Source organism: Nocardiopsis sp. iso_238 (assembly GCF_056173325.1).
Map to the genome: position 1 here is coordinate 1,255,982 of NZ_CM149668.1, position 25,597 is coordinate 1,281,578.

Here is a 25,597-nt window from a genome sequence, read left to right on the forward strand (position 1 = left end):
TACCATTCACTGAGCCTGGTCCAAGAGCAGGTCAAGGGCGTGTCCCCGCACGACCAAGCCCCAGTCCCGTCCACCGGAAGGCTCCGTCATGGAGAACTTCGAACCCGTCTACGGCACGGGTCCCCTCCTCGGGATCGCGGCCGGTGCCATCGCGCTCCTGCTGTTCCTGATCATCCGATTCAAGCTGCACGCGTTCGTCGCGCTGGTCCTGGTCAGCGTGCTCACCGCGCTGGCCGCGGGGATCCCGGTCGACGGGGTGGTCCCCACCCTCCTCAGCGGGTTCGGCGGCACCCTCGCCAACGTGGCCCTCCTCGTGGGGCTGGGCGTGATGATCGGCCGCATGCTGGAGGTCACCGGCGGCGCCGCCGTCCTGGCCGGAGCCCTCATCAAGCTGTTCGGGGAGAAACGCGCCCCGCTGGCCCTCGGCGTCGCCTCCCTGCTCTTCGGCTTCCCGATCTTCTTCGACGTCGGCCTCATCGTCATGCTGCCGATCGTCTTCAGCGTGGCCCGCCGCGTGGGCGGTTCGGTGCTCACCTACGCCCTGCCCACCGCCGGCGCCTTCGCCGTCATGCACGCCTTCGTGCCGCCGCACCCCGGCCCCGTCACGGCGGCCGTGGAGATCGGCGCGGACATGGGCCTGACCCTGCTCGTCGGCGCGGTCCTGGCCATCCCCACCTGGTACCTGGCCAGCTACCTGTTCGGCCTGTGGGCGGGCAAGCGCTTCGAGATCCCGGTCCCGGACGACATCATGTCCAACGGCGACGTCACCCACGAGGACCCGCCGCGTCTGGGCACCGTGCTCAGCATCCTGATGCTGCCGATGCTGCTCATCTTCGGCAACACCGGTACGGCCACCCTCGCCGAGACCGGCGCCGTCCCGGCCGACGCCTTCTGGGTGCAGTCGCTCCGGCTCCTCGGTGAGACGCCCATCGCGCTGCTCATCACCGTGCTCTACGCGATGCTGGTCCTCAGCCGGGGGCGCTTCACCCGCCAGCGGGTCGAGGAGATCGTCGGCGGCGCGCTCGGCCCGGTCTGCGGGATCATCCTCATCACCGGCGCGGGCGGCATGTTCGGCGGCGTCCTGCGCACCAGCGGCATCGGTGACGCGCTCGCCGGAAGCCTGGAGTCCACGGGGATGCCGGTCATCGTCGCGGCCTTCGTCATCGCGCTCGCCCTGCGCGTCGCCCAGGGTTCGGCCACGGTCGCCATCACCACGGCCGCCGGGCTGATCGCCCCGGCCGTGCAGGCGACCTCCGGGCTCAGCTCCCTCGACCTGGCCCTGATCGTCATCGCGATCGCCTCCGGCGCGACCGCGCTCTCCCACGTCAACGACTCCGGGTTCTGGCTGGTCGGCCGGTTCCTGGGGATGGACGTGAAGACGACGCTCAGGACCTGGACGGTCATGGAGACCCTGATCGGCTTCATCGGCTTCGGGTTCGCCTTCGCCCTGCACCTGGTCCTGTAGGACCTCAGCAGCCGGGGGCGTCGTCCCTGAGGGCGTCCGCGACCTCGGTGACGATCGCCCTCATGGCGGCCTCGGCCACGTCGGGCAGCCCGTCCCGGACGGCCCTCGCCACCGTCATGTGCAGGCGAAGGGCCTCCGGGCGGGGGTTGTGCGGCATCAGGTCGTAGGAGGTCCGCGCGACCAGCACCTCGGTCACCACCTCGGCCAGGCCGGAGAGCATCTCGTTGCCGGACAGCTCCAGGACACGGCGGTGGAAGGCGATGTCGAGCTCCATGAAGGTGGTGAGCTCGCCCGCCTGGCCGGTGAGGGTCATCCGCTCGGCCACCGCCTCCAGCTGGGCCCGCTCGTCGGCGGCCCCGCGTTCGGCGGCCAGGGCGGCGGCGCCGGGTTCCACGGCGGCCCGGAGCTCGTTGAGGGAACGCAGCTGCGCCATCCGGCCGGAACCGGCCAGGCGCCATCGGATCAGCTGGGGGTCGAAGACGCTCCAGTCCCGCTGGGGGCGGACCCGGATACCCGTCCGGGGGCGGCTCACCACGAGTCCCATGGACTCCAGGACCCGGACCGCCTCACGGGCGACCGTCCGGGACACGCCGAAGTCGTTCTCCAGGCCCTGGAGGGTGAAGGCGTGACCGGGGGCGTACTCGCCGGCGGCGATCGCCGGACCGAGCACCGCCAGCACCCGGTTGTGCAGCGTTCGGTGCTCGGTGGTCATCTGGCCCCTCGGAATCTCCTGCGACGCGGTCGGTGTCAGGGAGCAGCCTAGCCGGATTGATTGATATCACTATTGGTGGCGGCGTCGCGCACGGGCGGCGGGCCAAGACTCGGAGAGAGCATGCATTTCGTGTTCATGGGCGTATCCGGCAGCGGCAAGACCAGCGTCGCGGAGCGGATCGCCGCACGCCTGGAACTGCCCTTCGCGGAGGCCGACGCCTTCCACCCGGAGGCCAACATCAGCAAGATGTCGGCCGGTGTGCCGCTGACCGACGAGGACCGGTGGCCCTGGCTGACCGAGCTCGCCGACTGGATCGCGGCGCACGAGGTGCTGGGGGAGTCCACCGTGATGGCCTGCTCCGCGCTCCGGCGCTCCTACCGGGACGTCCTCCGCGCCGGGGCGCCCGGTGTGCGCTTCGTCCACATGCACGGGACGGAGGAGGTGATCTGGGAACGGATCGAGGCCCGCGAGGACCACTTCATGCCGCCCGCGCTCCTGCGCTCCCAGCTGGAGACCCTGGAGCGCCTGGGCCCGGACGAGGAGGGCCTGGAGCTCGACGTGCGCGGCGACCTCGACGAACTCAGTGCACAGGCCCTGGACTACGTGTCGGAGCAGACGCGCCTCTCCCGAAACTAGGGGACGCTCCGTCACGAGTCGGGCACCGGTTGTGTGGGGATTTCGCTCCACTTGTGAAGTACGCCCGGGCACGCGACCCTGTTCGTCATGCAAGACACCCAGACGTCCCCCGTATCCTCCGACTCCCGGCCCTTCAGCGTGCTTCCGGCCCCCCGGCGGAGCCTGCTCGCCGCGGGTCGCCCCGGTGTGCGGCCCCCGCAGGACGTTCGGCAGACCTGTGTCCTGATGTGCGTCACGGCCGCCGCGTTCGCGGGCCTGGCCTACCAGTCCTGGGCGACCCTCGACGCGGGGGCGCCCGCGCCGGTCGTGCGCGAACTGTGGGTGCAGGTGGTCCTGGCGTCCCTGGTCGTCCTGGGGCTGGTCGCGCTGGTGGTGCCCGTGCGCCGCGCCGGTCACGTCCTGTGGCGCGCCGCCCAGTTCGGCGCTCTGGTCGCCCTCGGCGTGGGCGTCTCCGCGCTCAACACGGCGGCCCGGCTCGCGGACACCCCCATGCTGCTGGTCGCACTGGTGGTGGCCCTCTTCGTCATCGTCACCAACATCGCCCTGTGGAGCACCGGCGTCCGCCGCTGGTGCGCCTCCTAGTACCCCGCTCCTGCCACCCCGTTCGTGAGGCGCGTGCCCTGGCCGTCCGACCAGGGCACGTCGCCACTCTCCGGCCACGAGAGAGATCTACGCCGTAAAGCCCCGAGGGTGGCCCCGTGTCCTTCGGACCCGTGTGCTCGGAACACCGTGGGCCCGGGGTGTGTGCACCGTGTGGTCACACACCGCCGGGCCCCTGTCGTTCCGTGGGTCCTGTCTCAGGCGCCGCCGCTCAGTCCTCCTCCTCGCCGTCCGCCAGGACGTGGAGGCGGGCCAGGTGCTCGCTGCCGTCCTCCCCGTGACGGTTGACGTAGATCTCGCGGGCCTCGTCCGCGATGTCTCCCACCTCGTCCTCGAAGCCGTAGTCGAGGAGGTCGTCCAGCAGGTCGAGCGACCGGTGCAGCGGGTCCCCGTCGTCGGGGTCGGTCGCGGCCTCCTGGGGCGAGTGCTCGGTGACCCGTGTCAGTACGACGCCTCGGGCCTCCTCCACCGCGCTCTCCGCTCCGGCCGCCGCGCTCAGGCGGATGCGGGTGATGGGGTCCTCGTCGGCGACGAGCATCAGCTGCTCGGCCAGCCAGGAGGTGTCCTGGCCTTCGAGGAACGCGGTGAGTTCCGCGTCGTCAAGGGGAGTGTCCATCCGCAGATCATAGGACGAACCGCACACCTCCGGCGCCTCGGGTCCGGCTCCGGGAGGGGAATCGAAAAACGGACATTCGGCAACGAAAGTTAATTCATCCCATGATCGGATAAAGAAAAAGGAATTGTGCTCGGGTGAATACCCATTGTCACGGGGTAGGGGCGTCAGGGGTTCTGGTGAAGATGACGCTCAGTTAAACACATGCGGGCCAAAATCCGATCTATGGATCACGGCACAGATCTGAAACGGTTGTATTAATACCCAGCCGTCTACCTTCCCAGGTGGTCGTGGCGCGGTTTAGGGTCCGACTCATCGTTACGGGCCCCCAAACCCCCGTCCCCCATCACTGAGGTGGACCATGTTCACGAAGTCTTCCCGTAAGCCGCTCGGCCTGGTGGCCGTCGCGGCGTCGCTCACGCTTGTGGCGACAGCCTGCGCGGAGAGTGACCGCGCTGGAGGAGGCGGCGACGACTCGCAGCCGTTCGTCTTCGCCTCCGCCGGTGACATCACCGCGCTCGACCCCTTCCTCGCCAGCGACGGTGAGACCTTCCGGTACAGCCGACAGGTCTTCCAGACCCTTCTCGAACACGAATCCGGCGGTTCTGAAATCGTCGGCGGACTGGCCGAATCCTGGGACCAGTCCGAGGACGGCACGGTCTGGACCTTCAACCTTCACGAGGGCGTGAAGTTCCACGACGGCGACGACCTGAACGCCGAGGCGGTGTGCGCCAATTTCGACCGCTGGTACAACCTCACCGGTGCCTACCAGAGCTCGAACAACTCGTACTACTGGCAGAAGATCTTCGGCGGATTCGCGGAGAACGACGAGACGTACGCGGCTCCTGACCCGCGTTTCGTCTCCTGCGAGGCCGAGGACGAGTTCACCGCCGTCATCGAGGTCAGCGAGTTCTCCTCCCTGTACCCCGGCGGCTTCAGCCTCGCGGCCTTCGGCATCATGAGCCCCACCAGCCTGGAGGCCATGGAGGGCCAGGAGATCACCGGTGAGGAGGGCAACCCCAACCTGCCCGAGTACACCCAGGTCCCGGGGACGGTCGCCGGTACCGGCCCGTTCACCGTGGAGGAGTGGAACCAGGACCAGGGGGAGATCACCCTCAAGCGGTTCGACGACTACTGGGGCGACCCGGCGGGCTTCGAGAACATGATCATCCGGGCCATCCCGGACGAGAACGCGCGCCGCCAGGCCCTGGAGGCGGGCGACATCCACGGCTACGACCTGGTGGCCCCGGCCGACGTCGGCCCGCTCCAGGAGGCCGGGTTCGAGGTCCCCACCCGTGACGTGTTCAACGTCCTCTACCTGGCCTACCACCAGGAGAACGAGGCCCTGGCCGACCTTGAGGTCCGTGAGGCCCTCTCGCACGCGGTGAACCGCCAGCGCATCGTCGACACCATCCTCCCCGAGGGCGGCGAGGTCGCCACGCAGTTCCACCCGGACACCCTCGACGGCTGGTCCCCGGACGTGCGCGAGTTCGAGTACGACCCGGAGCTGGCCGCCGAGAAGCTGGCCGACGCGGGCCAGGAGGACCTCGAACTCGAGTTCTGCTACCCGACCGAGGTCACCCGCCCCTACATGCCCGCCCCCAAGGACATCTTCGACGTCATCTCGGAGGACCTCCAGGAGGCCGGCGTGACGGTGGAGGCCAAGAGCTACGAGTGGGCCGAGTACATCAACCAGACCGACAGCGGCAACTGCCCGCTGTACCTGCTGGGCTGGACCGGCGACTACAACGACGCCTACAACTTCATCGGCACCTGGTTCTCCACCCCCAACAACGCCTGGGGCATGGACGACCAGGAGCTCTTCGACAAGATGGAGGAAGTGAGCACCAACCCCGACGCCGACGAGCGCGTCGCCGGCTACCAGGAGCTCAACGAGATGGTGATGGACGTCCTGCCCGGGCTGCCCATCTCCAGCTCCCCGCCCTCCATCGCGTTCTCCGGGGACGTCAACCCGCCGAACGTCAGTCCGCTGACCCAGGAGAACTTCGCCGAGGCCTCCTGGAAGTAGGCGCCGTCCCCTCTCCCTGACCCGGGAGGGGACTCCGCCGGGCCCGGCCGGTTCCTGACCGGTCGGGCCCGCCGCACGGCCACCCCGGCGGTTCCGCCGCACCCCCCCGGGTACCCCCGACATCCATCCGTCCAACCCGCCACACCCCGGCGGGGGACGCTTCGCGTCCATCGTTCCACTGGCGAAAGGCGGCGCAGGTGCTGCGATTCATCGTCAGGCGACTCCTACAGCTGATCCCGACTCTCGGCGGTCTGTCGATCCTGCTGTTCGTCTGGCTCCAACGACTGCCGGGCGGACCCGAGTACGCCCTCCTCCCCGACGACGCGACCGCGGAGCAGCGTGCCGCTCTGCGCCGGTCCCTGGGCCTGGACGAACCCCTCGCGGTTCAGTACCTCACCTTCCTGCGCAACATCGTGCAGGGCGACCTGGGGACCTCCCTCCAGACCAGCCGACCGGTCCTGGACGAGTTCTTCCTCCGCTTCCCCGCGACCTTCGAACTGGCCGTGACCGCGATGATCTTCGCCGTCGCCGCCGGTCTGCCCCTCGGTTACCTCGCCGCCCGCAAGCGCGGCACCGTGCTGGACTTCGCCGCCGTGGGCGGCTCGCTCCTGGGCATCTGCACCCCGGTCTTCTTCCTGGCGTTCATCCTCAAGGTGGTCTTCGCGGAGAACCTGGGCGTGTTCCCGTCGGCGTTCCGGCTCTCCCCGGGGCTGAGCCGCACCGACATCACCGGGTTCGTGGTCCTGGACGGCCTCATGACCAGGGAGTGGGACGTCGTCATGGACGCCCTCGCCCACCTGGTCCTGCCGGGGCTGGCCCTGGCGTCCATCCCGTTGGCCGTCATCACCCGCATGACCCGCGCCAGCGTCCTGGAGGTCATGGGCGAGGACTACGTCCGCACGGCCAACGCCAAGGGCCTGCACCGCACCACGGTGCGCACCCGCCACGTGCTGCGCAACGCCCTGCTGCCGGTGGTCACCGCGGTCGGTCTGCTGGCGGGCAGCCTCTTCGCCGGGGCGGTCCTCACGGAGAGCGTCTTCGCCTTCCCGGGGATCGGGTCGTTCGTCTACGCGGCGACACAGACCCGCGACTATCCGGTGCTCACCGGCTTCATCCTCCTCATCGCCACCATGTACGTGTTCATCAACCTCCTGGTCGACATCTCGTACAGCCTCCTCGACCCGAGAGTGCGGGCCCAGTGATGCCTACGACACCGAACCCCGAGGCCCCGGACACCGCCGGGGCCGACGACAAGGTCCCGTTCCACAGGCGCAAGGCCGACAAGGTGGACCGGCTCGCCGAGCTCATGGGCGACCGGGACGCCGGCGGCCACGGCGCCGGGGTCTGGCGCGAGGCCTTCCAGCGGATGCGGCGCAGCCCCATGGCGATCACCGGCGCGGTCATCGTCGCGGTGTTCCTCGTCATCGCGCTGTTCTCGCCGCTCATCGCCACGTACAGCCCCACCTCCCAGGCCTGGGGCGGCGAGGTCTTCCCGAACCGCAACGAGTTCGTGGGGCCGCGCGCGGAGAACTGGCTGGGCCTGGACCACCTCGGCCGGGACATGTTCTCCCGCATGGTGATCGGGGCCCGCCAGACCCTCCTGGTCGGTGTGGTCGCCACCCTGGTGGGATTCCTGTTCGGCGCGCTCTTGGGCGGCCTGGCCGGTGCCTGCTCGGTTCTGGGCGGTCACTGGGGACGCCAGGTCGACAACGTCATCATGCGCGTCATCGACATGATGCTGGCCATGCCGACCCTGCTGCTGGCCGTCACCGTCGCCGCCCTGGTCGGACCCAGCCTCACCACGGTCATGATCGCGGTCGGCATCGCCCAGGTCCCGATCTTCGCCCGCCTGCTGCGCGGCGCGATGATCTCCCAGGGCAACCGCGAGTACGTGCTGGCCGCGCAGGCCCTGGGTGTGCGCAAGCGGAAGATCGCCGTGTCGCACATCCTGCCCAACTCCATGGGCCCGGTGATCGTGCAGTCCACACTCACCCTGGCGACCGCCATCATCGACGCGGCGGCCCTGTCCTACCTGGGCCTGGGCAACCCGGACGCGTCCTACCCGGAGTGGGGCACGATGCTGTCCGAGGCCCAGCGGTTCCTGTCCAGCGCACCGTCCCTGGCCGTCTACCCGGCCCTGGGCATCATCATCACCGCGCTCGGCTTCACCCTGCTGGGTGAGGCGCTGCGGGAAGCGCTCGACCCGAAGTTGAGGAAGTGACCATGAGTTCCAGCACGCCGCTGTTGGCGGTGGACGAGCTGTCCGTGGTGTTCCACCGCAAGGGCCAGAACCCGACCCGCGCCGTCGACGGGGTCTCCTTCACCCTGGAGGAGGGCAAGGTCACGGGGCTGGTCGGTGAGTCCGGGTGCGGCAAGAGCGTGACCTCGCTGGCCCTCATGGGCCTGCTGCCGGACCGGGGCGTGAAGGTCGGCGGCAGCGCTGTCATGCGCCTGTCCGACCGGGGCGAGGAGCCGCAGGAGGCGGACCTGCTCAGGGTCTCCCAGCGCCGGATGCGCGACCTGCGCGGATCGCAGCTGGCGATGATCTTCCAGGACCCGCTCAGCTCGCTCAACCCGGTGGTCCCCATCGGTGTCCAGGTCACGGAGATCCTCAAGCGGCACCGGGGGATGCGCGGCGCCGCGGCGAGGAAGGAGGCGGCCGACCTCCTGTACCGGGTGGGCATCCCCGACCCCACCAGGCGTCTGAACGAGTACCCGCACCAGCTGTCCGGCGGTATGCGCCAGCGCGCGCTGATCGCGATGGCGGTGGCCTGCAAGCCGCGCCTGATGATCGCGGACGAGCCCACCACGGCCCTGGACGTCACCATCCAGGCGCAGATCCTGGAGCTGCTCAAGGACCTGGTCATCCAGGAGGGCACCGGCCTGCTGATGATCACCCACGACCTGGGCGTGGTGGCGGGTCTGTGCGACGACATCAACGTCCTGTACGCGGGCCGGGCGGTGGAGACCGCCGAGCGCGCGCCGCTCTTCAGCGACCCCACCCACCCGTACACGGTGGGCCTGCTGGGTTCCATCCCGCGCCTGGACGCGCCGCGCGGCGAACCGCTCACCCCGGTGCGCGGTTCGGTCAACGACAACATCGCCTGGGCGGACGGGTGCGCGTTCGCGCCCCGGTGCGACCACTACACCATGGAGTGCCTCCAGGGGCCGCCCCGGCTCGTCCGGATGGGCGACGGGGACCCCGGACACGTCCACCGCTGTGTGAACCCCATTAGCCACGCCGACGTGGTGGACCGGGCCGTGCTGGAGAGCCCGGCCGTGGTGGGCGACGACGAGGAGGAGCGGGGATGAGCCTGCTGGAGATCAGGGACCTCAAGGTCCACTTCCCCATCAAGCGGGGCGTGATCGTCGACCGCACCGTGGGGCACGTACGCGCCGTGGACGGGGTGTCGCTGACCATCGAGAAGGGCCAGACCTACGGCCTGGTGGGGGAGTCCGGGTGCGGCAAGACCACCCTGGGCCGGGCGGTGCTGCGGCTGAACGAGATCACCGAGGGCGAGGTGTGGTTCGGTGAGCGCGACCTGGCCGGGCTCGACTCGGAGTCGATGCGCCGGGAGCGCGCCAACCTCCAGATGGTCTTCCAGGACCCGTTGGGCAGCCTGAACCCGCGCCAGAACATCGGGTCCATCCTCCTGGAGGGTCTCCAGACGCACGGCATCGGCGGTCCCGAGGGCGAGGAGGCCCGAGGGCTGAGCCGGGCGGAGCTGCGGCGGCGGACCGGTGAGGACCAGCGCCGCCGGGTGGTGGACGCGCTGGAGCGGGTGGGGTTGTCCGCCAAGGCGCTCCAGCGGTACCCGCACGAGTTCTCGGGCGGTCAGCGCCAGCGCATCGGGATCGCCCGGGCGCTGGTCCTGGAACCGGACCTCATCATCTGCGACGAGCCGGTCTCGGCGCTGGACGTGTCCATCCAGGCGCAGGTGCTCAACCTGCTGGAGGAGCTCCAGGAGGAGCTGGGCCTGACGTACCTGGTGATCGCGCACGACCTCGCGGTGGTGCGGCACGTGAGCGACGTGGTGGGGGTGATGTACCTGGGTTCGCTGGTCGAGGAGGCCACCAGCGACGAGCTGTACGAGACCCCGCTGCACCCCTACACGAGGTCGCTGATGTCGGCGGTGCCGGTGCCGGACCCGACGGTGGAGGACACCCGGGAGCGCATCCTGCTCGCTGGTGACCTGCCCTCGCCCGCGAACCCGCCCGCGGGCTGCCGGTTCCACACCCGCTGCCCGTGGCGGCAGGAGGAGCGGTGCGACACCGAGCGCCCGGAGCTGCGCCCGCTGGACGGCGTGGACGCGAGCGGCACCCACCGGGTGGCCTGCCACTACGCCGAGCGGATCCTCTCCGGCGAGATCCAGCCCCGCGAGGAACTGGCGGAGCGGATCGTGCACGGCGCGAGCTGATCCGGACCGAGCGCGCGGGTGCCCGTCGAGGGCGCCCGCGCACTCCTGCGTCCGGGCCTCATGACCCGGGAATGTCCGACGCGACTCGGGTTTCCTGACTGCTGGGCGGGTGGAGCGGGGAGGTAGGAGGGTACAAGGGGTTACCGAACCAGGAGGAACCGGATCATGGCGGATACCGCTCACGCGCGCGGCCCCGGGCTGTTCCTGTACGACCGGGACTGCGGCTTCTGCCAGCGTGCGGTCGCCTTCGCGCGGGACCGCCTGCGCACCCGGACCGCCTTCGCGGCCTCTCAGGACTCCGACCTCCCCGCCCTCGGTCTCACCCCCGAGCAGGCCGACGAACAGGCCTGGATCGTCTACCCGGACGGGCGGCGGCTCGCGGGGGGCGACGCCGTCGCCGGGGTGCTCCTGGGCGCGGGGCCGCCCGCGCGGGCCCTCGGCAGGTTCCTGCTGCTGCCCGGGGTGCGCGCGCTCAACCGCGCCGCCTACCGGCTTGTGGCCGCCAACCGGTACCGGCTCCCCGGCGGAACCGCCGCCTGCGCCCTCCCGCCCTCGAACGGACGGTCCACACCCCCGTGAACCCCCTGGCCGCGTCCTCGGACCCGATGCGGCCCCCGGGAGGCGGGCCGCGCCGACCCGCTCTGACTCAGGCCGCGCGCAGGGCCCGGCACACGTCCAGGACCCGCTCGCGCAGCACCGCGCCGCGCTCGGAGAAGTCCCGCTGGTACTCCATGTAGGCGGCCTTGCCCTCGGCGGTCTCGATCCGCACCGGTGAGTACCCCCACTCCCGGAGGTCGTAGGGGGAGGCGCGCATGTCCAGCACGCGGATCTCCTTCGACAGCGCGAAGCAGTCCGCGACCAGCTCGGAGGGGACCGCCGGAGTGAGCTTGTAGGCCCACTTGTACAGGTCCATGTTGGCGTGCAGGCACCCCGGCTGGTCCAGCTCCGCCTGGCGTTCCCGTGCGGGCTGGAGGGTGTTCAGCGGGCGGGCGGGTTCGGTGAAGAACCGGAACGCGTCGAAGTGCGAGCACTGGATCCGGTGCGACTCCACGACGCGGTCGGTCCCCTCGTGTCCGAGCCGCAGGGGGACCTGGCCGTGCCGTACCTCCTCGGTCCGGTACACCATCGCCCACTCGTGCAGCCCGAAGCAGCCCAGGTGCGCGGGGCGCTCGGCCACGGAGGACAGCAGACGCTCCACGAAGTCCAGCACCGTGCGGGCGGCCAGGAACGCGGGCACGTCCAGCCCCACGCCGCCGGGGACTTCCGTGTAGAAGCGCTCGGAGAGCCGTGCGCGGGCGCCCTCGCCCAGCAGCACCGTCCCGACGCCGGGGTGCCAGCGCCGCAGCTGCGCGGGCTTGAGGTTGTAGTAGGTGAACAGGAAGTCCTCGACGGGGTGCCGCTCGCCCGCGCTCCTGCGCCGTACGTGCTCGCCCACCAGGGCGTCCACCCGACGCCCGTGCCGCTCGGCGCGTTCGCGCCACTCCGTCTCCGCCAGGCCGGCCACGGCCTCGGTCCTCGTTCCCGTCACGGAACCCAGGGTAGTCCGGGCCCGGACCTGCCCTAGTCTGCTGGGATGCAGATCCCCACCGACGAAGAGATCCGGGCCCTCCACGAGCGTCACGCGCCCACCCCCGAGGCCTTCGAGCTCGTGTACACGCACTGCCGGGCCGTGTGCGAGGTGGCCGAACTGCTGCTGGCCGCGGCGCCCGCCGGGGTGGACGCCGACCTCGTCCGCGCCGGGTGTCTGCTCCACGACGTCGGCGTCTACCGGCTGATGGACGAGCGGGGGCGGATCGACGGCCCCCGCTACGTGAGCCACGGGGTGCTCGGCCACGAACTGCTGGCGGGGGAGGGGCTGCCGGAGATCCTGTGCCGGTTCTGCTCGCACCACACGGGCGTGGGCGTGACCCGCGACGACGTGCGCGACCAGGGGCTGCCCATCCCGGTCGCGGACTACCTCGCGGAGTCTCCGGAGGAGGAGCTGGTCATGTACGCGGACAAGTTCCACAGCAAGAGCGAGCCGCCGGTCTTCCTCACCGTCGACACCTACGCCGCGAAGGTGCGCCGCTTCGGCCCGGACAAGGAGCTGCGGTTCAGGGAGCTGGTGGACCGGTACGGCGAGCCGGACCTGGCCGCGCTGTCCCGTTCCTTCGGGCACGTCCTCGTCTGAGCTCAGTTGGACTGCTGGACGGGCAGGTGCCGTCCCAGGTAGCCCACGTACACCCGGTTGGTGGTGTCGGGGCCCAGGTGCGGGAAGAAGTACAGCCGGGGGCAGATGCCGTACTCGATGTCCAGTTTGATGTGCGCGTACATCGGGACCCGGCCGTCCGGCTCCACCTCGGTCGGCACGCGGAACACCCGCTTCTCGTTGAGCTTGCCCCGGTTGCGGACGTAGTCGGACTCCTGTGAGGCCAGCCGCTTGACCGGGATCACCCGGTACCCGTCCGGGGGTTCGCGCAGGTAGGAGTGGAAGCCCAGCCCGCTGCCGGGGTTGTCGAACTGGTAGCGGGCGTAGTCGTTCAGGGCCAGCAGCGCCTCCCAGGCCCGGGTCACCCACAGCCCCTCCTTGCGGCTGTCGGAGAGCTCGTACACGGTCTGGTCCTCGATGGTGAAGAACAGGTGCGGCAGGGCCGTGCCGTCCGTGATCCGTTCCAGGAGCTCGGCCACGCTGGACGGCGGCCGCTGCTCGGGGTCGCGGGGGGCGGGGGTGGCGGCCAGCCGGAACAGTCCCGCCTCCCGTGCCTGGTCGCGCAGCCACCCGGCCTCGAACCGGGCGACGCGCCGCTCCTCCCGGGCGGCGGCCAGCTCGTCCGCGAGGTCGGCGGTCTCCGCGAGCACGGCCTGGTGTTCCTCGGACAGCTCCCCGATCCGCGCGTTGAGTCTGCGCACCTCCTCTCTGAGCCGCCGCACCTGCTGTTCCTGTGCCTGGGCGGCGGCGAGTTCCACGGAGGAGACGGAGTCGTGGTCTGACTGGTGTGCGATGACGTTCCCCGATCCGGAGGGTGCCCGTGGGGGAACGGGGGCACGGGTGTTCGGACCCCGGCGCAGGTCCTCGGTCTCCTCGGTCAGGAGCGCGTCGATCGCCCGGAGCGCCTCGGGCAGGCGCAGTCCGAGCGCGTTGTCGCGCACCCTCCGGGACAGGGCGGCGCCCACCCAGTTGCGCACGCGTTCGCCGTCGCGGGCCGTGTCGAGGGTGCCCGGACTCATCCGGGGGTGGCGCTGGGCGTCCGCCTCGTCGGCGGGGTCCACACCCGGTAAGAAGGTGCGCACCCCGCCCGCGGGTACGTCCAGACCGCGGGGGAGGAGCTCGGAGACCCGTTCCAGGGCGGCCCCGTCGAGTACGTACCCGGCGCACATGCCGGTGCAGCGGGACAGGGTTCCCGCCATGGAGGTGCGCCAGTTGGCCACGGTCACGTCGCGGGGCGCCCCGGTGGCGACGATCGCCAGGCGTCGCAGGGGGTCGCGGATGGTCGAGAGGAGGGCGGCCACGTCGTCGTCGTCACGTCCGCGCACGATGCGGGGCGAGGACGGAAGCGGGTGGGCGCCGTCGTGCGCGCCCACCGATCCCAGCAGCATGCGCGCCGCCTCGGGCGGCATCACCTCGGCGCGGGGGGAGTCGGTGGGAGCGGCGGGGTCGACGGTCATGTCGATCCACACGTAGTTCCACGGGGAGAGCTCGGGGTCCACCACCACCGTGGCCAGGGTGCGCCACACGCCCTCCGGTTTCTCGGACTCGGTGGTCAGCCGCAGGAAGGTCAGGCCCTCGTCGGCGTTGTGGTGCCGTGCCACCAGCGCCCGTGAACGGTTGCTCAGCTCGAACCGGCCCGAGCCGGTGAAGTCCACGCGCGCCCCCGAGTTGCCGCGCTTGCTCAGCCAGCGGGAGAGGACCGAGGAGGCGACCGGGACCAGGTCCCCGTCGTCGTCGTGGACGGCGACCAACGTGCGGTAGACGAGCGGCAATGGGCACTCCCGGGTTCCCGTCGAGGGCGGTGGACCCGAGGGTCCGGCCGAACCCGCTGGCAGGGCCCTCCCTCACCACTGTGGACGAAGGACCGCCCCCGCGCCAGCCGGTTGACCAAGTTCCCTTCGGCGGGTCGGTGCCCCACCGCCTCGGGTCGTACTCTCCGTCTACCCACGGAACGGCCGAGTCATCGATTCCCCAGCGCCGGTGCGCCCCGGGATTCGTCGGCCGCGTACGCCACAGTGGCCAAGCCGGGGCTCCGGATTGGTGATGGTGGACAAAGCGGGCGTCTCAGGGTGGGGGTTAGCGTCACCCACATGACCACGCACCCGTTCTGGCTGGCCGGTACCGCCGCGACCGGCGACACCGAGCTGACCGTCCGCAACCCCTACACCGGCGGGACGGCGGGCGTCGTCTCCGTGCCCACCGAGGCGCAGGTGGAGGCCGCCGTCTCCGCCGCGCACGCGGTGGCCGCCGAGGCCGCCGCCCTGCCCGCGCACGTCCGCGCCGGGGCCCTGGACCACGTCTCCCGGCGCATCGGAGAGCGCGCGGAGGAGATCGCCCAGGTCATCACCGCCGAGAGCGGCAAGCCGATCAAGTGGGCCCGCGCCGAGGCCGGACGCGCCGTGTCGGTGTTCCGCTGGGCCGCCGAGGAGGCCCGCAGGGACAGCGGCGAGCTCCAGCGCCTGGACACCGACCCCGGCGGCACCGGGCGGATGGCGCTGGTCCGCCGGGTCCCCAAGGGCCCCGTCCTGGGCATCTCGCCGTTCAACTTCCCGCTCAACCTGGTCGCCCACAAGGTGGCCCCGGCCATCGCCGTGGGCGCGCCGGTGGTGCTCAAGCCCGCCCCGGCCACCCCGATGACCGCCCTGATCCTCGGGGAGATCCTGGCCGAGACCGACCTGCCCGCGGGCATGGTGTCGATCCTGCCCATGCCCAACGAGCTGGCCGCTCCGCTGATCACCGACGAGCGGCTGCCGGTCATCTCCTTCACGGGCGGTCCGTTCGGCTGGGAGCTCCAGCGGCGGGCTCCGCACAAGCACGTGACCCTGGAACTCGGCGGCAACGCGGCCGCCGTGGTGCTGGACGACGCCGACCTCGACTGGGCGGCCCGGCGGGTGGCCCTGTTCGGCAACAACCAGGCCGGTCAGGTCTGCATCGGCGTGCAGCGGGTCGTGGTCACCGAGGCCGTGCACGACGAGTTCGTGCGGCGCCTGGTCTCCGAGGTCGAGACGCTGGGCACCGGCGACCCGACCGACCCCAAGACCGACGTCGGGCCGCTGGTCGACGCGGCGGCCGCGGAGCGCGTGACGTCCTGGGTCGACGAGGCGGTCGCCGCGGGGGCCCGCCTCCTGACCGGCGGCACGCGCGACGGCGTCACGGTGGCGCCGACCGTCCTGGCCGACGCGCCCGCCGACTCGCGGGTGGTGCGCGAGGAGGTGTTCGGCCCGGTGCTGGTCGTCCAGCGGGTCGCGGACACCGACGCCGCCTTCGCGGCGGTGAACGACAGCGACTTCGGCCTCCAGGCCGGTGTGTTCACGCGGGACCTGCCCACCGCCTTCCGTGCCCACCGGGAGCTGGAGGTCGGCGGCGTGGTCGTCGGTGACGTCCCCACCTTCCGTGCCGACCAGATGCCCTACGGCGGGGTCAAGGGCTCGGGCGTGGGCAAGGAGGGCCTGCGGGCGGCGATGACGGACCTCACCCACGAGCGGGTCCTCGTCCTCACCGGGATCGACCTGTAGGGGCGCGGGGCGTACGCGCGTACGGGGGGCGGTGGCGGCCGGTGTTCGGCCGCCGCCGCCCCCCGTCGTGACCCCGGGGTGCCGGGCACGGAAGGATCCGTGGCGCGTCCTAGAGCTGCGCCGCGTGGTCGTAGAGGCGCTTGGCCTCGGCGCCCAGGCGCGGGCCGTACTGGGTGCTGCGGTCGTCGGCGTACTTGAAGCTCACCACCGAGGAGATGGTGCCCTGGCCGGTGGCCGTGTCGAAGTCGGTGAACCAGGGGCCGCCGCTGGAGCCCTGGGTCATGGTGCAGCGCACCCCGTTCGCGGTGGTGCCACCGGTGTCCGGGACCGTCCGGCCGGAGCAGTAGTGCAGTTCGCGGCCGTCGTAGGGGGAGGCGGCCGGGTAGCCGAAGGTGTACACCTGCACGCCCTTGTCCACGTTCTGCTGGGTCCACGTGGAGAAGGACAGCTTCTGGGCGCCGACCCGGTCCTGCACCGGCGTGCCGCCGTCCTTGTTCAGCACGACCATCGCGAAGTCGTAGCTGTCGTCGGCCCGGTTGGACCACTCGGGGGCGACCATGAGGTCGCGGGCGGTGAATTTGCCGTGGGGGCTGTCGCCGGAGGAGTAGCCGGGGACGAAGGTCCAGTTCTGGGCCCAGGCGCCCTTGCCGTCCTTGGCGCAGTGCCCGGCGGTCACCAGGGTGCTCCTGTTGGCGGAGTCCACGACCGAGGCCGAACAGGTGAAGTCGCGGCCGTCCATGGTCAGGTACACCTTGCCGGTGGTCTGAGTGACCTTGCCGCCGTCGTTCCAGCGCGCGCCGTCGCTGTTGGGGCTGGAGGCCTGCGGTTCGACGTCGGCGGGTCGCTGGAGCGGTTCGGCCAGCCCGAGGGTGGACTCCACGAGGCTGGTGATGGGCTGTGCGGCGGCCATGCGGTCGCTGGTCCAGTAGTCGAGGACGGCGGTGCGCTGTTCGCCGGTCACGGCCCCCGACTGGTGGTGGATCCCGTCGGTCCGGGAGAGGGGCGTCCGGCTCTCGGGAGCGGGCCGTTCGGGGGCGAGCGCGTCCGGGAGGACGGCGGAGGAGTGGATGGCCTGGGAGACGGCCGAGGCCGGGGCGGGCAGGTGGTCGATGAGGGCGAGGCCCCCGAAGGCGACCGCGGCTGCGGCCAGCGGGGCGAGGATCCTGCGTGCGGTGGGCGAGGTCATGACCACGATCTTCGCACACTTGGAGTAATTCGATGACTACTTTGGGTTTGTGTCGCGGCCTGGTCGGGCATGCGACCGGCCGACCTCGCGCGAGGCGGGTCGACCGGTCGCCCGGTCCGTGGTGTCCGGTTGACCGGAACACGGGGTTTCGGCGCTGATCAGGGGCAGAAATCCGGGCCGGTGCGCACCGGCACCTACCCGAGCGGGATGGTCACCCGGGTCGGCTCCTCCTCCGGGGAGGTCACGGTGACCCGGTCGCCGATCCGGCTCTCACTGACGTAGCGGGGGTCCTTGCTGTCGACCACCACGGCCAGGCGGTGCCCGGCCGGGACGTCCCACACCACCGACGACAGCTCGGTCGCGACCGTCACCGGCTCGCCCGGGACGGCGTCGCGCAGGGTGTGCGGCGCGTGGCTCAGCAGGGAACCGGTGCCCCGCTCGTTGATCGCGTACAGGTACACGAAGACCGACTGGTCGGTGGCGGTCGGGGTGACCGTGAACGTCACCTCGGGGGTTCCCGCCACGCGGGCGCCCTCGGGGTAGGCGGGGCTGGTCCACACCGCGGCCCGGTAGCGGTCCACGGTGGGCAGCAGGACCCCGGTGGGCACGTCGAAGAACTGCTGGAGCGCCCCCGACAGGATGACCGTGCCGCTGTGGGCGGTCGTGCCGATCCCGGTGCGGAAGCCGTAGTCCCAGCCCGTGGCGGGCTCGCCGACCATCGCGCCGTCGCTCTGCCAGCGGCCCCAGGTGGAGCTGGGCTCGTCGAGGTGGTACTCGTCGGTCGCCGCCGTCACCGAGGGCCAGTCGGCGTGCGAGGTCCACGCGCCGTTCCCGTTGTTCGGCTTGACGCGCACCGGGTCCTCGGCGCCGATGCCGTTGTCCTCGCCCTTGAGGTGGTGGTCGAACCAGCGGGCCAGGTCCTCCCACACCTCGTTGGGCAGCCCCACCGCGCCGAACGCCTCGGGGGTGGCGTGGTCGCCGGGGGTGAGCATGAGCCGTTTGGGGCCGGACAGCTCCTCGTAGAAGTCCGCGATGTGCCCGGCGGGGAACATGCCGTCGTTCCAGCCGTGCGCCATCATGACGGCGGTCCCGTTGGCGTTGATCCGGTCCACCTTGGTGGCGGCGGAGCGGTCCGGGGCCATCTCCAGGATGGGGTCGACGTTGCCGCGCCGGTACTCGCGCTCCATCTCACGGAGCGAGTCCCCTGGGGTGCCGAGCAGGTTCCCGGCCAGGAGCAGCAGCTCGGCGGACTGCACGTCGATGGTCCGCCCGGGGTAGAGCGAGGCCTCCAGGTCGGCCCAACCGCTCATGGAGCCGACCGCCCTCACCCGTTCGTCCTCGGCCGCGGTGAGCAGGCTGATCCCGCCGCCGTAGGAGATGCCCGCCATGCCGATCCGGTCGGCGTCGGCCTCGGTGTTCTCCAGGGCCCAGTCGATGACGGCGCTGGCGTCGGCCCGGTCCTCGGGACCGGCCACCTCGACGCCGCCTCCGGAGTCCCAGAAGCCGCGCGAGGAGTAGGCGACGACCTGGTAGCCGGACTCCTCGGCCAGTTTCTTGGCCGCGCCGACGTACAGGATGTGCGGGGTCGCCCAGGCGGAGGGCATGACGAGCAGCGGGCGCGGGCCCTCGGCGTCGGTGGGGGTGATGACCTTGGCCTTCAGCTCCGTGCCGTCGTGGCTGACGATCGTCTCGTAGCTGATGGTCGAGGAGAGGGCGACCGCCGAGGCGGGGGCCGGTGACAGGGCGGCCACGGCGACGGCGGCCGCCACGGCGGTGGCGGAGAGGGCGTGGAGGCGCCTACCGGACGGGGTGCGCTCTCGGGACGGGGGAGGCGTGCTGACTGGGGGCATGGCGGGAACCTCGGAGGTGGGGGCGGGGGAGGCTCCGATGGTCGCTCGCGCCAGCACCATCGGGGGGAGCCGGACGTACCGGCGGTGATCGGCGTCGCACTGTACTGTGAGGTAACTTACTCGCCAGTCAAGTTAGGTGATCCCGTGCCCTTTGTAAAGACCCGGTGACACGGACCCTCCCCCCGCGTGCCCCTCGCGGGCCCCGGTCCCGAGGGTTCGCCCCGCCGTTCCCCGGGGTTGTCCACAGCCCCCGGCGGAGGGCCCCCGGGTGCGCGACAATGGAGGGGTGCGAGAAGAACAGCAGCGAACAGTAGTGATCCTCGGTTCCACCGGCTCGATCGGGACCCAGGCCGTCGACATCGTCCAGCGCAACCCCGCGCGCTTCCGGGTCGTGGGCCTGGCCGCCGGGGGCGGCCGCGCCGACCTGCTCGCCAAGCAGGCCGTGGAGCTCGGGGTCGGGCACGTGGCCGTGGCGGACCCCGCCCGCGCCGCCGACCTCACCCGCCTCCTGCGCGAGCAGGGCAGTGACGCCGAGGTCCTGGTCGGCGCGGAGGGCGTGGCCGCGCTGGCCGCCCACCCCTGCGACGTCGTCCTGAACGGGATCACCGGCGCCCTGGGGCTGGAGTCCACCCTGGCCACGCTGCGCGCCGGGACCACCCTCGCCCTGGCCAACAAGGAGTCCCTGATCATCGGTGGGCCGCTGGTGCGCGACCTCGCCGCGCCCGGCCAGATCATCCCGGTCGACTCCGAGCACTACGCGATCGCCCAGTGCTTCCCCCACCTCCCCGAGGGCGAGCTCACCAGCCCGGCCCAGGGCCTGGTCCACGCCGCCCGCTCCGACGTGCGCCGCCTGGTCGTCACCGCCAGCGGCGGTCCCTTCCGGGGCCGACGCGCCGAGGAGCTGACCGACGTCACCCCCGCCGAGGCGCTGGCCCATCCCACCTGGAGCATGGGCCCGGTCATCACCGTCAACTCCGCCACCCTGGTCAACAAGGGCCTGGAGGTGATCGAGGCCAACCTGCTGTTCGACGTGCCCTTCGACCGGATCGACGTCGTCGTGCACCCGCAGTCGATCGTGCACTCCATGGTCGAGTACGTGGACGGCACCACCCTGGCCAAGGCCAGCCCGCCCAGCATGATGATCCCGATCGCGTACGGGATCGGCGCGCCCGAGCGCGTCCCCGACGCCGCCCCCGGAATGGACTGGACCCGCGCCCAGAGCTGGACCTTCGAGCCGCTGGACCACGAGGCCTTCCCCGCCGTGCGGCTGGCCGCCGAGGTCGGCGCGGCGGGCGGCACGGCTCCGGCGGTCTACAACGCGGCCAACGAGGAGGCGGTGGACGCCTTCCTCAAGGGAAACCTCGCGTTCCCGGCCATCATGGACACTGTCTCCCAGGTAGTCTCTGAACACCAGCGGGCGGACCATCCGGGTACCTCGACCCTGACCCTGGACGACGTGTACGCCGCTGACACCTGGGCCCGAACCCGCGCGCGCGAGCTGCTCACCCGCGGCTGAGGACCGACATCGGCTTGAGGAGTGATGCATGGTCGTTCTGCTGACCGTGGTCGGGATCGTCCTGTTCGTCGTGGGGCTGCTGTTCTCGATCGCCTGGCACGAGCTCGGCCACATGTCCACGGCCAAGATGTTCGGGATCAAGTGCACCGAGTTCATGGTGGGCTTCGGCAAGACGCTGTGGTCGGTGCGCAGGGGTGAGACCGAGTACGGGATCAAGGCCGTCCCGCTGGGCGGCTTCGTGCGCATGGTCGGCATGCTGCCGCCCGCCCGGGAGCGGGAGGACACCGGCGCCCGGAAGATGTCCCGCTGGCGGGCGATGGCCGAGGACGCCCGCGAGGCCTCCTACATGGAACTGTCTCCCGAGGACCAGGACCGGCAGTTCTACCAGCGCGCCCCCTGGAAGCGGCTGATCGTCATGTTCGCCGGTCCGGGCATGAACCTCGTGCTCGCGGTCATCCTGCTCGGCGTGCTCTTCATGGGCATCGGCGTGCACCAGGAGACCCCGCAGATCGGGTCGGTCCGCGAGTGCGTCGTCCCGGCCGGGGTGACCGCCACCGAGTGCACCGACGAGTTCGCGCCCACCCCCTCCCACGAGGCGGGGCTGGAGCCGGGCGACGTCATCCTCTCGATCGACGGCGAACCGGTGACCGGCGACACCGTCAACGGTCAGATCCGCCAGTCCCTCGGCAGCACCGAGTTCGAGATCGAACGCGACGGCGAGCGCTTCACCGCCGACGTCGACATCGTCGAGAACGAGCTGCCCGCCCGGGACGCCGAGGGCAACATCGTCTACGACACCGACGAGCGGGGCGACCTCGTCTACGACGACCAGGGCCGCAGGGTCGCCGCCACCGAGGTCGTCGGATTCCTGGGCGTGGTGTTCGTCCAGGAGCGCCAGCCGCTGACCGTGGGGGAGTCCGTCTCCGAGGTCGGCACCATGCTGGTCGGCGTGGGCGAGGCGATCATCGCCCTGCCCAGCCGGGTCCCCGAGGTGTTCGGCGCCGCCTTCCTGGGCGAACAGCGCACCGAGGACTCCCCGGTGGGCATCGTCGGCATCTCCCGCATCGGCGGCGAGATCATGTCCCAGGGCCTGCCGGTGATCGACACCGTGGCGATCATGATCAGCATCCTCGCCAGCGTCAACCTGTTCCTCTTCGCCTTCAACATGCTGCCGATCCTGCCGCTGGACGGCGGGCACATGGCCGGGGCGATCTGGGAGTCCATCAAGAAGTGGACGGCCCGGCTGTTCAGGAGACCGGACCCGGGGCCGGTGGACGTGGCGCTGCTGACACCGGTGGCCTACGTGATCGTGGGCTGCTTCCTCGTCTTCAGCGTCATCCTCCTCGTGGCCGACCTCATCAACCCCGTACGGCTGTTCGGATGACCCCTCGGGGGCGGCCTTCGCGCCGCCCCCGAGGGATGAACACCGGTTGAACTGGTGTGAGCGCGGCCACGAAGGGCCGTGTGTCGCCCCAAGGGCGGGTAACCTGGGGGTCGCGTACCGGGATCGCCGCCGTGGCGGAGGCCACCGAGACGGAGCACCCGGACACGCCTCCGGGCGCCGCCGCGCGCGCCCTTTCTCCACGAACCGGACGACATCAAGTGCCGCCCTCCCTCCGGCGGCAGACGAGGTGAACCAAGCGTGACCATTGATCTCGGTATTCCCGCCACCCCGCCGCGCCCGCTGGCGACCCGGCGCAAGACCCGGCAGATCATGGTCGGAAACGTGCCCGTGGGCGGGGACGCGCCGGTGTCCGTGCAGTCCATGACGACCACCCGCACCTCCGACATCAACGCGACCCTCCAGCAGATCGCGGAGCTGACCGCCTCCGGCTGTCAGATCGTCCGCGTGGCGGTCCCGACCAACGAGGACGCCGACGCGCTGCCGATCATCGCCAAGAAGTCGCAGATCCCGGTGATCGCCGACATCCACTTCCAGCCCAAGTACGTGTTCGCGGCGATCGACGCCGGTTGCGCGGCCGTACGCGTCAACCCGGGCAACATCAAGAAGTTCGACGACAAGGTCGCGGAGATCGCCAGGGCCGCCTCCGCGGCCGGGACCCCGATCCGCATCGGCGTCAACGCCGGTTCGCTCGACAAGCGCCTGCTCGCCAAGTACGGGAAGGCCACCCCGGAGGCGCTGGTGGAGTCGGCGCTCTGGGAGTGCTCGCTGTTCGAGGAGCACGGCTTCCAGGACATCAAGATCTCCGTCAAGCACAACGACCCGGTCGTGATGGTCAACGCCTACCGGCTGCTGTCGCAGGCCTGCGACTACCCGCTGCACCTGGGCGTCACCGAGGCCGGTCCGGCCTTCCAGGGCACCATCAAGTCCTCCGTCGCCTTCGGCGCCCTGCTGTCGGAGGGGATCGGTGACACCATCCGGGTGTCCCTGTCCGCCCCGCCCGCGGAGGAGGTCAAGGTCGGCTCCCAGATCCTGGAGTCCCTGGGGCTGCGCGAGCGCGGCCTGGAGATCGTCTCCTGCCCGAGCTGCGGCCGCGCCCAGGTGGACGTGTACACGCTCGCCGAGGAGGTCACCGCCGGTCTGGAGGGGCTGGAGGTGCCGCTGCGCGTGGCCGTCATGGGCTGTGTCGTGAACGGTCCCGGTGAGGCGCGCGAGGCCGACCTGGGTGTGGCCTCGGGCAACGGCAAGGGCCAGATCTTCGTCAAGGGCGAGGTCATCAAGACCGTCCCCGAGTCCAAGATCGTGGAGACGCTGATCGAGGAGGCCATGCGCATCGCCGAGGAGATGGGCGAGGCCGGGGTCGAGGGCGAGCCCAGCGTGTCCGTGGCGAGCTGACGCGTCCCCGTCAGGGGAACCACGCTTCGAGGGGAGTACGGCGACGGCCGTGCTCCCCTTTGTCGTGCCGTGGTGTCGTGTTTCCGCGGGCCCGCCGGTCCGGGGCAGGAACACACGGGGCGGTCGGACGCTTACACCTACGGGCGGGACCCGCGTCGTCGCAGGTCACGTGAGCCTGATCACCGTGAGTCATCTCATATGACATGAGTCACCATCGTGTGCGTTTTCTTGCGTCAGTACGCATGATTCGGGCATGGAAAGCGGACATGGGCAATGAATGTGGGTCATGTTACTCACGCAACACCATTAACGTTGCCCAAGGCACATTTGGAGTCCCGTTGGTTCACGGCGGCGCCGATCCGGTGTGCCCACCCGCAGAACGTCGAGGAGTCATTTCGTGGTGGACCAGAAGAGCCCCGCGCGGGCGGACGCTTCCGCACCCACGCTGGGGCGGCGTCTGAGCCGACGCAAGCCGGTCGAGAAGCTCGTGGCCGAGACCGAGGGCGACAACGGCCTGCGCCGCACCATGGGGTTCTGGCAGCTGTCCATGATCGGCATCGGCGCGACCCTGGGCACCGGCATCTTCGTGGTCCTGGGCGAGGCGGTCCCGATCGCCGGTCCCGCCGTCATCCTCGCGTTCGTCCTGGCCGGAGTGACCGCGCTCTTCTCCGCCCTCGCCTACGCCGAGATGGCCGGGATGATCCCCGCCTCCGGCTCGGCCTACTCCTACAGCTACGCCACCATGGGCGAGTTCATGGCCTGGGTGTGCGGCTGGTGTCTGATGCTCACCTACGGGGTCTCCGTGGCGGCGGTCGGCGTCGGCTGGGGCCAGTACATCAACGAGCTCCTCCAGCTGACCACGGGTCTGTCGCTGCCCGGCGCGCTGCTGGCCGGACCCATGGAGGGCGGCCTGGTCAACGTGCCCGCCGCCGTCGTGGTCCTGCTGTCGATGTTCGCCCTGCTCGCCGGGGTGCGGGAGAGCACCCGCGCCAACGCCGTCATGGTCACCATCAAGATCGCCGTGCTGGTGATGTTCGTGGCCATCGCGGTCACCGCCGTCCAGCGGGGGAACTTCGCCCCGTTCATGCCGATGGGCATGGCCGGAGTCTCCGCCGCCGGCGCCACCCTGTTCTTCTCCTACATCGGCTTCGACTCCGCCTCCACCGCCAGTGAGGAGGCCCGGAACCCGCAGCGCGACCTGCCGCGCGCCATCATGTTCTCCATGATCGTGGTCACCGCGATCTACTGCCTGGTGGCCTTCAGCGCGGTCGGCGCCCTCAACTGGACCGAGTTCGCCGAGGGTCGGACCTCCCTGGCGGGGATCCTCACCGCGGTCACCGGCACCCCGATCTGGGCGGTCATCTTCGCCGCGGGCGCCGTCCTGGCCCTGGCCAGCGTCGTCCTGGTCGTCCTCTACAGCCAGACCCGCATCCTCTTCGCGATGTCGCGCGACGGGCTCATCCCGGCCGCCTTCTCCAAGGTGGACGACCGGGGCACCCCGCGCGCCAACACGATCATCACCTCGGTGTTCATCGCCCTGCTGGCCGCGTTCATCCCGCTCGGCCCGCTCGCGGACGCCACCGCGATCGGCACCCTCTTCGCCTTCGCCCTGGTCAACGTGGCCGTACTCGTGCTGCGCAGGAGCCGCCCCGACCTCAAGCGCGCGTTCCGGATGCCCGGCGCGCCGGTGACCCCGGTCCTGGGCGTCCTGGCCTGCGCCTACCTGATGGTCAGCATGCCGGTCAGCGTGTGGGTCGCCTTCGGCGCCTGGCTCGTGGTGGGCGTGGCCGTCTACTTCGGCTACGGCATGCGCCGCTCCGCGCTGGAGGACGAGCCCACCGTGGAGGTCGGGTCCTGACCGGAGCCGACCACGTGGGCACGGGGCGGGGCCGGGGGAATCCCCCGGCCCCGCCCCGCGTTCACCCTGCTGCCGAGAGCACGCGGGAACGGAGCGTGAGACCGGGATCAGGCGCAACGAACCAGGTCGGATCAGTGCGAACTCGCAACGGAGTGCACGCCCCACACACGGTTCCCACGCCCCCCGCCACCTAGAGTGGACGCGGCCGACCAGC

21 protein-coding genes are annotated in these 25,597 nt (G+C 71.0%); 15 read left to right on the forward strand and 6 right to left on the reverse strand.

The features are described 5' to 3' along the window. Positions 1–88 precede the first annotated feature (88 nt). Positions 89–1,465 (forward strand): GntP family permease, encoded by a 1,377-nt coding sequence (locus tag AC0VYL_RS05625; protein ID WP_475482508.1) that lies wholly within the window; start codon positions 89–91, stop codon positions 1,463–1,465. A 4-nt stretch (positions 1,466–1,469) separates the two neighbouring features. Here the strand turns inward: AC0VYL_RS05625 and AC0VYL_RS05630 are convergent, their stop codons facing one another. Then, the gene (locus AC0VYL_RS05630; RefSeq protein WP_475459962.1) at positions 1,470–2,177 is read right to left on the reverse strand and encodes a FadR/GntR family transcriptional regulator; all 708 of its coding nucleotides are present in this window, start codon (positions 2,175–2,177) and stop codon (positions 1,470–1,472) included. A 120-nt stretch (positions 2,178–2,297) separates the two neighbouring features. Between AC0VYL_RS05630 and AC0VYL_RS05635 the strand changes: the two genes are divergently transcribed. Together AC0VYL_RS05635 and AC0VYL_RS05640 are read left to right on the forward strand one after the other, a co-directional pair. Beyond that, positions 2,298–2,813 (forward strand): gluconokinase, encoded by a 516-nt coding sequence (locus tag AC0VYL_RS05635; RefSeq protein ID WP_475459964.1) that lies wholly within the window; start codon positions 2,298–2,300, stop codon positions 2,811–2,813. A gap of 87 nt (positions 2,814–2,900) precedes the next feature. Next, on the forward strand, positions 2,901–3,395 hold the full coding sequence (locus AC0VYL_RS05640; RefSeq protein WP_475482509.1) for a hypothetical protein: 495 nt from the start codon (positions 2,901–2,903) through the stop codon (positions 3,393–3,395). A 229-nt stretch (positions 3,396–3,624) separates the two neighbouring features. On the opposite strand, the gene AC0VYL_RS05645 is transcribed toward AC0VYL_RS05640, so the two are convergent. Then, positions 3,625–4,029, reverse strand: a complete 405-nt coding sequence (locus tag AC0VYL_RS05645; protein WP_475459969.1) for a hypothetical protein — start codon at positions 4,027–4,029, stop codon at positions 3,625–3,627. Positions 4,030–4,387: 358 nt separating this feature from the next. Between AC0VYL_RS05645 and AC0VYL_RS05650 the strand changes: the two genes are divergently transcribed. The 6 genes from AC0VYL_RS05650 (at position 4,388) to AC0VYL_RS05675 (ending at position 11,052) form a co-directional block, all read left to right on the forward strand. Beyond that, the gene (locus AC0VYL_RS05650) at positions 4,388–6,055 is read left to right on the forward strand and encodes an ABC transporter substrate-binding protein (protein ID WP_475459972.1); all 1,668 of its coding nucleotides are present in this window, start codon (positions 4,388–4,390) and stop codon (positions 6,053–6,055) included. Between the two features lie 197 nt (positions 6,056–6,252). Continuing rightward, complete coding sequence (locus AC0VYL_RS05655; protein ID WP_475459975.1) at positions 6,253–7,257, forward strand: ABC transporter permease; 1,005 nt, start codon at positions 6,253–6,255, stop codon at positions 7,255–7,257. Then, positions 7,257–8,276, forward strand: coding sequence for an ABC transporter permease (locus AC0VYL_RS05660; protein WP_475482510.1), 1,020 nt, complete (start codon positions 7,257–7,259; stop codon positions 8,274–8,276). The genes AC0VYL_RS05655 and AC0VYL_RS05660 overlap by 1 nt, the downstream gene beginning before the upstream one ends. 2 nt (positions 8,277–8,278) lie before the next feature. Then, complete coding sequence (locus tag AC0VYL_RS05665) at positions 8,279–9,367, forward strand: ABC transporter ATP-binding protein (RefSeq protein WP_475459981.1); 1,089 nt, start codon at positions 8,279–8,281, stop codon at positions 9,365–9,367. Beyond that, positions 9,364–10,473 (forward strand): ABC transporter ATP-binding protein, encoded by a 1,110-nt coding sequence (locus AC0VYL_RS05670; protein WP_475459983.1) that lies wholly within the window; start codon positions 9,364–9,366, stop codon positions 10,471–10,473. Before AC0VYL_RS05665 ends, AC0VYL_RS05670 begins: the two co-directional genes overlap by 4 nt. A gap of 165 nt (positions 10,474–10,638) precedes the next feature. Next, complete coding sequence (locus tag AC0VYL_RS05675) at positions 10,639–11,052, forward strand: thiol-disulfide oxidoreductase DCC family protein (protein ID WP_475482511.1); 414 nt, start codon at positions 10,639–10,641, stop codon at positions 11,050–11,052. A gap of 67 nt (positions 11,053–11,119) precedes the next feature. On the opposite strand, the gene AC0VYL_RS05680 is transcribed toward AC0VYL_RS05675, so the two are convergent. Further along, positions 11,120–12,001, reverse strand: coding sequence for a 3-methyladenine DNA glycosylase (locus AC0VYL_RS05680; protein ID WP_475482512.1), 882 nt, complete (start codon positions 11,999–12,001; stop codon positions 11,120–11,122). 45 nt (positions 12,002–12,046) lie between these two features. Here AC0VYL_RS05680 and AC0VYL_RS05685 point away from each other — a divergent pair, with 45 nt between their 5' ends. Further along, positions 12,047–12,643, forward strand: coding sequence for an HD domain-containing protein (locus AC0VYL_RS05685; protein ID WP_475482513.1), 597 nt, complete (start codon positions 12,047–12,049; stop codon positions 12,641–12,643). 2 nt (positions 12,644–12,645) lie between these two features. Here the strand turns inward: AC0VYL_RS05685 and AC0VYL_RS05690 are convergent, their stop codons facing one another. Continuing rightward, positions 12,646–14,433 carry a hypothetical protein gene (locus AC0VYL_RS05690; protein ID WP_475482514.1) on the reverse strand — a complete coding sequence of 596 codons (1,788 nt, stop codon included), beginning with the start codon at positions 14,431–14,433 and terminating at the stop codon, positions 12,646–12,648. Between the two features lie 318 nt (positions 14,434–14,751). On the opposite strand from AC0VYL_RS05690, the gene AC0VYL_RS05695 reads away from it, so the two are divergent. Next, positions 14,752–16,176 carry an aldehyde dehydrogenase family protein gene (locus AC0VYL_RS05695; RefSeq protein WP_475459996.1) on the forward strand — a complete coding sequence of 475 codons (1,425 nt, stop codon included), beginning with the start codon at positions 14,752–14,754 and terminating at the stop codon, positions 16,174–16,176. 109 nt (positions 16,177–16,285) lie between these two features. Here the strand turns inward: AC0VYL_RS05695 and AC0VYL_RS05700 are convergent, their stop codons facing one another. Then, complete coding sequence (locus AC0VYL_RS05700; protein ID WP_475459998.1) at positions 16,286–17,362, reverse strand: trypsin-like serine peptidase; 1,077 nt, start codon at positions 17,360–17,362, stop codon at positions 16,286–16,288. Between the two features lie 194 nt (positions 17,363–17,556). Beyond that, positions 17,557–19,212, reverse strand: coding sequence for a CocE/NonD family hydrolase (locus AC0VYL_RS05705; RefSeq protein ID WP_475483475.1), 1,656 nt, complete (start codon positions 19,210–19,212; stop codon positions 17,557–17,559). Between the two features lie 313 nt (positions 19,213–19,525). Here AC0VYL_RS05705 and dxr point away from each other — a divergent pair, with 313 nt between their 5' ends. The 4 genes from dxr (at position 19,526) to AC0VYL_RS05725 (ending at position 25,383) form a co-directional block, all read left to right on the forward strand. Continuing rightward, positions 19,526–20,728 carry a 1-deoxy-D-xylulose-5-phosphate reductoisomerase gene (gene dxr / locus AC0VYL_RS05710; RefSeq protein WP_475462954.1) on the forward strand — a complete coding sequence of 401 codons (1,203 nt, stop codon included), beginning with the start codon at positions 19,526–19,528 and terminating at the stop codon, positions 20,726–20,728. 28 nt (positions 20,729–20,756) lie between these two features. Beyond that, complete coding sequence (locus AC0VYL_RS05715; protein WP_475460004.1) at positions 20,757–22,112, forward strand: M50 family metallopeptidase; 1,356 nt, start codon at positions 20,757–20,759, stop codon at positions 22,110–22,112. A 258-nt stretch (positions 22,113–22,370) separates the two neighbouring features. Continuing rightward, on the forward strand, positions 22,371–23,525 hold the full coding sequence (gene ispG, locus AC0VYL_RS05720) for a flavodoxin-dependent (E)-4-hydroxy-3-methylbut-2-enyl-diphosphate synthase (protein ID WP_475460006.1): 1,155 nt from the start codon (positions 22,371–22,373) through the stop codon (positions 23,523–23,525). A 397-nt stretch (positions 23,526–23,922) separates the two neighbouring features. Continuing rightward, on the forward strand, positions 23,923–25,383 hold the full coding sequence (locus AC0VYL_RS05725; protein ID WP_475482515.1) for an amino acid permease: 1,461 nt from the start codon (positions 23,923–23,925) through the stop codon (positions 25,381–25,383). The last annotated feature ends 214 nt before the right edge of the window (positions 25,384–25,597 follow it).